Consider the following 5,894-nt stretch of genomic DNA (forward strand, 5'->3'; position numbering starts at 1 on the left):
TCCACGGTTACTTTTCTTCCAGGCCCAGGGCTGTGGCCACAGTGACCACGTCGTTCGAGACCTTGACGGGCTGCACTTCGCTGCCGTCCTCGGTGCGGAGCGCCCATTGCGGATCCTTGAGTCCGTGGCCGGTGACCGTGATGACGATGGTCTTGCCGGTCGGCACTTCGCCGGCCGCGTGCTTCTTGATCAGGCCGGCGACACCCGCGGCGGAGCCGGGTTCGACGAAGACGCCTTCGCGGGCGGACAGCCAGCGGTGCGCCGACAGAATTTCCTCGTCGGTCACGGCCTCAATCACGCCGCCGGACTCGTCGCGCGCGGCGATGGCGGAATCCCAGGAGGCCGGGTTGCCGATCCGGATGGCGGTGGCGATCGTGTCGGGTTCCGTGATCGGGTGGCCGGCGACGAACGGTGCCGCACCGGCGGCCTGGAAGCCCCACATCACCGGGGTCCTGGTGGAGACTGCGGCCAGCGTACCGGCCGTGGCGGACTCGAACGGTGCGCAGTATTCCTTGTAGCCCTTCCAGTACGCGGTAATGTTGCCGGCGTTGCCCACCGGGAGCACGTGGAAGTCGGGAGCGTCTCCGAGCCAGTCGACTACTTCGAAGGCACCGGTCTTCTGGCCCTCGATCCGGGCCGGGTTGACCGAGTTGACCAGGAACACCGGGTAGGACTCCCCCAGTTTGCGGGCGATATCGAGGCAGTTGTCGAAGTTGCCGTCGACCTGCAGCAGGGTTGCGCCGTGCGCGATCGCCTGGCTCAGCTTGCCCATCGAGATCTTTCCTTCGGGCACCAGGACCACGCACTTCAGTCCGGCCGCAGTGGCATACGCGGCGGCGGAGGCGGAGGTGTTGCCGGTGGAGGCACACACCACGGCCTTCGCGCCGGCGGCAACCGCCGCGGTCATGGCCATGGTCATGCCGCGGTCCTTGAAGGAGCCGGTCGGATTCATGCCCTCGACCTTGAGGTAGACGTCACTGCCGGTCAGCGCGGACAGCTGCTGCGCGTACACGAGCGGAGTGCCGCCCTCCCCGAGGGTGATGACCTTCGTTGCCTCGGTGACAGGCAGACGTTCAGCATATTCGCGGATGACGCCGCGCCATTGGTGAGCCACTTAGACTCCTTCTACCCGCAGTACGGATGTAACGGAATTGATGACGTCCAGGCCCTTGACGGCCTCGACGGTGGCTGCCAGTGCAGCCTCGCTTGCGCGGTGGGTAACGATCCGAAGCTCCGCCGATTCAATCGTGGAATCCGAGTCGCGGTGGATCGTCTGCCGCATGATTTCAATGGAGACGCCGTGCTCGGCGAAGAGCTGGGCAATCCTTGCCAGCACGCCGGGCTGGTCGGCGACGTCGAGGCCGATGTAGTAGCTGGTCACGGCGGCGGTGACGGGAAGTGCCGTGACCTGTCCGGTCGTTGTCTCGGCACGGCCGGGGCCGCCGAGGACGATGCTGCGGGCCGCGGAGACGAGGTCGCCCATTACGGCCGACGCCGTCGGCTTGCCGCCGGCGCCCTGGCCGTAGAACATCAGCTCGCCGGCGTTTTCGGCCTCGATGAAGACGGCGTTGAACGCGCCGCGCACGGCAGCGAGCGGGTGTTCGCGTGGCAGCAGCGTTGGGTGCACCCGGACGGAAACACCGGTATCCCCGTTGGCGCCTGTTTCCGTGCCAGTTCTTGTGCCTGTTTCCGTGCCTGCGGCGGTTAGCTTCTCGGCGATTGCGAGCAGCTTGATGACAAACCCGGCGTCCTTCGCCGCGGCGATGTCCGCGGCCGTGACGTTGCTGATGCCTTCGCAGTACACGTCGTCCAGGGAGAACCGGGTGTGGAAGGACAGCGAGGCGAGGATCGCGGCCTTGGAGGCGGCGTCGTAGCCTTCGACGTCGGCGGTGGGGTCGGCTTCCGCATAACCGAGGCGCTGGGCCTCCGCCAGCGCGTCGGCGAACTGCGCCCCGGTGGAGTCCATCTGGTCCAGGATGAAGTTGGTGGTTCCGTTGACGATGCCGAGGACCCGGGTGATCCGGTCGCCGGAGAGGCTGTCCCGGATGGGCCGCAGAATGGGGATCGCACCGGCGACGGCGGCTTCGTAGGACAACTGCACGCCGGCCTTGTCCGCTTCCTCATGCAGGGTCGGGCCGTCCTTGGCAACGAGGGCCTTGTTCCCGGTAACGACGCAGGCGCCGTTCTGCATGGCCGTCAGGATCAGGGTCCGGGCGGGTTCGATCCCGCCCATCAGCTCGATCACCAGGTCGGCGTCCTTGATCAGGGTCTCGGCGTCGGTGGTGAACAGCCCGCGGGGCAGCTCGACCTCCCGGGGGGCGTCGAGATTGCGCACGGCGATGCCGGCCAGTTCCAGGCGGGCTCCGGCGCGCGAGGCCAGCATGTCGGCGTCGTCGATGAGAATCCGCGCAACCTGGGCCCCGACGTTGCCACAGCCCAGCAGGGCTACTTTCAGGGTTCGCAATTCAGTCATTCAGACTCCCATGTCGCGGTTGAGCAGATCTTCTTCGGTTTCCCCGCGGACTATGAGCCGGGCAGATCCGTCGCGCACAGCGACAACGCCCGGCCGGGCCAGATAGTTGTAGTTGCTTGACAGGGCCCAGCAATAGGCGCCGGTACCCGGTACAGCGAGCAGATCACCGGCTGCCACGTCCTTGGGCAGATATACATCTCTAACAACTATGTCGCCGCTCTCGCAATGTTTGCCCACCACTCGGGACAGCTGCGCGGCTTCCTCCGAGGTCCGGGAGGCGAGAATGGCCGAGTAATCCGCGTCATACAGCACCGGGCGCGGGTTATCGCTCATCCCGCCGTCCACCGACACATACCGGCGCGGGTACGTAACGTTTTCGCCGGGTTTACTGGGTTTTCCGGCGTCGCCGGGACCGCCGGAAACTCCTCCGCCGGCTGCGGGGGCATCGACCCGGACCGTCTTCAGGGTGCCCACTTCATAGAGCGTGAACGTGGTGCTTCCGACGATTGCGCGGCCCGGTTCGATCGAAATCCGCGGGGCGGAGATGCCCAGCTCCGCGCATTTGGAGCGGACGACGGCGGCCATCGCCTGGGCGATGTCGGCAGCCGGGCGCGGGGTGTCCACGGGCGTGTAGGCGATGCCGTAGCCGCCGCCGAGATCGAGTTCAGGGAGCACGATCGAGTACTTGGACTGCATCGCGGCGAGGAAGTCCAGCAGCTTCTCCGCTGCGAGGGCGAAGCCGTCCGGCTCGAAGATCTGCGAGCCGATGTGGCAGTGCAGGCCGAGCAGGTCGATGCTGGCGTAGCCCGACGCCGCGGCCACGGCCTCCTCGGCCGCTGACAGCCCGGCCTGCTCGGTGGAGTCCCCGGCCATGGAGAGGCCGAACTTCTGGTCCTCGTGGGCCGTGGCGATGAATTCGTGGGTGTGGGCGTGCACGCCGGGGGTCAGCCGCAGCATGACCCTGGCGGTTTCGCCGCGGGCGCTGGCGATCTTGGCGACGCGGTCGAGTTCGGCGAGGCTGTCCACCACGATCCGGCCCAGCTGCATGTCGAGGGCGCGGTGGATCTCGCCGTCGGACTTGTTGTTGCCGTGGAGCGCCACGTCGGCGCCGGGGATCCCGGCGCGGGCGGCGACGGCGAGTTCCCCGCCGGAGGCCGTGTCCAGCCGCAGGCCCTCCTCCTCCACCCAGCGAACCACCGATGTGCACAGGAAGGACTTGCCGGCGTAGTACACGTCCACTCCCCCGCAGATGTCGGCGAAGGCGTCGTTGAAGGCGTCGGAAAAGGCGCGGGCCCGGACCCGGAAGTCGGTCTCGCTCATCACAAACAGGGGCGTGCCGAACTGGCGCTGGAGTTCGCTGACGGGGATGCCATCAATGGCGAGCTCGCCGGCGTCGTTCCGGGCGACCCCGCCGGCCCACAGCGGCTCGTGCAGGGCGTTGAGGTCGGCGGGGACCTGCAGCCATTCCGGTGCGAGCGGGGAGGCTGCGGTGGACGGGTTGGTGGTCATGGCGGTTACATCCGTTCCGGCGCCGAGACGCCCAGCAGTTCCAGTCCGTTGGCCAGCACCTGGCTGGTGGCGTCGTTGAGCCACAGCCGGGTGCGGTTGAGATCGGTAATCGGCTCGTCACCCAGCGGGGCCACCCGGCAGGCATCGTACCAGCGGTGGTAGGCGCCGGCGATGACCTCCAGGTGGCGGGCCACGCGGTGCGGCTCGCGCAGTTCGGCGGCCCGGGCCACGATCGAGGGGTAGCTGCCAAGGTGCGAGAGCAGCTCGTTCTCGGTGGCATGCTCCAGCAGCGACGCCTCGAAGGCGCTCCGGTCCACGCCGGCGGCGACGGCGTTGCGGGCCGCACCGCGGGACCGGGCATGCGCGTACTGGACGTAGAACACCGGGTTCTCGTTGCTGTGCTTCTTCAGCAGCTCAGGGTCCAGGGTCAGCGGCGAATCGGCCGGGAAACGCGCCAGCGAATAGCGGACGGCGTCCCTGCCGAGCCAGGAGATGAGGTCCTTGAGCTCGATGATGTTGCCGGCGCGCTTGGAGAGCTTGGCGCCGTTGACGGACACCAGCTGGCCGATCAGGACCTCAATGTTGACCTCGGGGTCGTCCCCGGCGGCGGCGGCGATGGCCTTGAGCCGGTTGATGTAGCCGTGGTGGTCGGCGCCGAGCAGGTAGATCTTCTCGGTGTAGCCTCGGTCCTTTTTGGACAGGTAGTAGGCGGCATCGGCGGCGAAGTACGTCGGTTCGCCGTTCGCGCGGATCATCACCCGGTCCTTGTCGTCGCCGAAGTCCGTGGTGCGCAGCCAGACCGCGCCGCCGTCGTCGTAGACGTGGCCCTGTTCCCGGAGCCGGGCGACGGCGTCCTCGATCGCGCCGGCGTCGTGGAGTTCCTGCTCGGAGAAGTAGACATCGAATTCGACGCCGAACTCGGCCAGGGTGCGTTTGATGTCGTGCAGCTGGGCCTTGTAGGCCGCGCCGCGGATCACCGGAAGCGCGGCGACGTCGGTGAGTTCGCGGACGTCCGGGTGCTGGGTCAGCACCTCGTGGCCAAGATCGGCGATGTATTCGCCGGGGTAGCCGCCCTCGGGCACACCGCGGCCGTGGAGCCGGGAAAGCACGGAGTTGGCAAAGACGTTCATCTGCGACCCGGCGTCATTGATGTAGTACTCGGCCGTGACGTCCGCGCCGGAGGCCCGAAGGACGCGGGCGATCGCGTCGCCCAGGGCGGCCCAGCGGGTGTGGCCGATGTGCAGCGGGCCCGTGGGGTTGGCGGAGACGAACTCCATGTTGACCGTGTGGCCTGCGAGCGCGGTGTTGGTGCCGTAGTCCGGCCCCGCTTCGACGATGGCCTTGGCCAGGGCGCCGGCGGCCGCCGCGTCAACGGTGATGTTCAGGAACCCCGGTCCGGCGATGTCGACGGCGGACACCCCGTCGATGGACTTCAGCCGGGCGCTCAGGACCGAGGCGAACTCCCGCGGGTTGGTGCCCGCTTTTTTGCCCAGCTGAAGGGCGATGTTGGTGGCCCAGTCGCCGTGCTCCCGGTTCTTCGGACGCTCCACGCGCACCTCATCCGGGACGTCGGATGCGGAAAGCCCGATTTCACCGGCGGCGACGGCGTCCTTCAGGCAGGCGGAAATGGCGAGGGAGAGTTCTTCAGGGGTCACAGTTCCAGCCTACCGGTGGCCCGCAGTGTGGCGGAATTTGGCGTCCGGCATGACAGGAGGTCCCGGGCTGCGCGCCGATTTTCCCTTGGGGCCCACCTTCCTGCTAAGCTCTAGGACGTCCCGCCGGTAACGGCAGGAACCCTGACTGCCCTCGTAGCTCAGGGGATAGAGCGTCTGCCTCCGGAGCAGAAGGTCGTTGGTTCGATTCCAATCGAGGGCACAGATAAAAACCCCGCCATTTCAGCGAAACGGCGGGG

General features: G+C 67.5%; 4 protein-coding genes and 1 tRNA gene. 1 reads left to right on the forward strand and 4 read right to left on the reverse strand.

All coding sequences use genetic code 11. From position 1 onward, the window contains the following. Nucleotides 1-7: 7 nt before the first annotated feature. The 4 genes from thrC to argS are packed head-to-tail and all read right to left on the reverse strand — an operon-like array spanning nt 8 to nt 5,637. Nucleotides 8-1,114, reverse strand: coding sequence for a threonine synthase (gene thrC, locus BJQ90_RS17860; RefSeq protein ID WP_226761551.1), 1,107 nt, complete (start codon nt 1,112-1,114; stop codon nt 8-10). Continuing rightward, a complete protein-coding gene (locus BJQ90_RS17865; protein WP_226761552.1) occupies nt 1,115-2,473 on the reverse strand; it encodes a homoserine dehydrogenase in 1,359 nt (452 codons plus the stop codon). Next, nucleotides 2,474-3,982: a diaminopimelate decarboxylase family protein gene (locus BJQ90_RS17870; RefSeq protein ID WP_226761553.1), complete on the reverse strand. Its 1,509-nt coding sequence runs from the start codon at nt 3,980-3,982 to the stop codon at nt 2,474-2,476. A gap of 5 nt (nt 3,983-3,987) precedes the next feature. Next, entirely contained in the window at nt 3,988-5,637 is a 1,650-nt protein-coding gene (gene argS, locus BJQ90_RS17875) for an arginine--tRNA ligase (protein WP_226761554.1), read from the reverse strand. 147 nt (nt 5,638-5,784) lie between these two features. On the opposite strand from argS, the gene BJQ90_RS17880 reads away from it, so the two are divergent. Further along, a tRNA-Arg gene (locus BJQ90_RS17880) sits at nt 5,785-5,857 on the forward strand. Nucleotides 5,858-5,894: the final 37 nt, after the last annotated feature.

This window comes from Arthrobacter sp. SO3 (assembly GCF_020532825.1).
Classification (GTDB): Bacteria; Actinomycetota; Actinomycetes; order Actinomycetales; family Micrococcaceae; genus Arthrobacter.

Coding starts and splice junctions, on each gene's coding strand:
- BJQ90_RS17870 (WP_226761553.1), bottom strand. CDS start 3,982: ATGACCACCAACCCGTCCACCGCAGCCTCCCCGCTCGCACCGGAATGG.
- BJQ90_RS17865 (WP_226761552.1), bottom strand. CDS start 2,473: ATGACTGAATTGCGAACCCTGAAAGTAGCCCTGCTGGGCTGTGGCAAC.